General features: G+C 55.8%; 1 protein-coding gene. It reads right to left on the bottom strand.

What is annotated here, in order from left to right; all coding sequences use genetic code 11:
• Positions 1-674: 674 nt before the first annotated feature.
• Positions 675-899 carry a hypothetical protein gene (locus NKI95_RS34245; protein WP_352722260.1) on the bottom strand — a complete coding sequence of 75 codons (225 nt, stop codon included), beginning with the start codon at positions 897-899 and terminating at the stop codon, positions 675-677.
• Positions 900-1,214 lie beyond the last annotated feature (315 nt).

Raw genomic sequence — 1,214 nt, 5'->3', positions numbered from 1 at the left:
AGCCGCGAATAGCCGCTTCGCGCCTAAAGTCGGACATTTAAGCGCAATTAGGGACTGCCAGAAAGCAGACGTTGCGCACGAATCCGGCTATCAAATTGCGTAACAATGGAAAGAGCGTCCACAACGCCGAGCGCGAAGGCGCTGTTCAGCCTTGCAGCAAGGAGTGCGATCCATCGCGTTTCGGCAGCATTGTCCAGTGCGGGAAGCCGATCAGTCCTGAGAGCCTTAGCCGTGTGATCATGGCCATCATTGACAAGCCGTCCCTGAACAGCCGAGACCTGTCCAGTCATGGCGCGAGTCGCGGCCTGTTACCTCGCAGCGGGCACAGTGTATTTACCTGCGAAGACCTCTTCTCCGAGATACACCCCGCCGAAAGGGACCGGTCCGGTCTGCCTTTACGGAGACGACGTGGGCGGCAGGCCCAGCCCGGCACAGAGAATGCGATCCGCTAGCGGCACCGCCCGGCCCAGCAAGCTAAGAACCGCTGGCGGGTCTGAGTGGGGCGATCAATCGTCTTCAGCAAAGTCCGTCAATTTCCAGCTGGCTCCATCTTTGCCAAAGACATAGATAAGCGAGCCGCAGAAAGCGGAATACGTGACATTACCTTCATTGGTGTCTTTGACGGGCTTCTCCTTGGCAAGACAATTCCGCTGCGCTATTGTGAAAGCACCCTTCTAGATCAAAGGGAAGTCATCTACTTGCCGTTGGTCATTGTAATAGATGGGATATTTGATCATCTGCGATACGGCTTTTTGGTCGCTCTTGCCGACGGCAGCCTTGAATTTTGTCCAGAAGGCTGCGAATCCGTCATCGCTCTTCGCCGCCAGCGCTGATCCCGCCGATATGAACAGACCAGCCAAAAACAGTCCCTTTGCGATCGCCGACCCGATCGAATTCATGATTGCCCCCAATGAATAATTTTTATTGCCTGTCGTTTGTAAGTTAGCCGACCTTACGAGCATGCTCGGTTATGACTGCCTGTTGTCAGAACGGTCGATACCCGGGAGGCGGACTCACAGTCGCCGTCACGCACCCCTTCGTCGATCAATTTAAGTGCCAACGCGACGGCAGTCGGCTGCGCTGTCATTATGCTATCCGTCGAGCGCGACTGAAACCCGACAGTAAGCAATCGGCCCATTACTCGCCCCTGAGTTGCCGCTATTAAGCGCAGAATGGGTGGCTCGCGGCAAGCTGGCAACCTCCATGTTACGGCG

It is taken from the genome of Mesorhizobium sp. M0306 (assembly GCF_040321655.1).
GTDB lineage: Bacteria > Pseudomonadota > Alphaproteobacteria > Rhizobiales > Rhizobiaceae > Mesorhizobium.
This window is presented reverse-complemented; position numbering and strand designations above follow the sequence as displayed.

What these genes read in the sequence shown, in the direction of transcription:
- NKI95_RS34245 (WP_352722260.1), bottom strand. Translation starts at nt 899, where the DNA reads ATGAATTCGATCGGGTCGGCGATCGCAAAGGGACTGTTTTTGGCTGGT.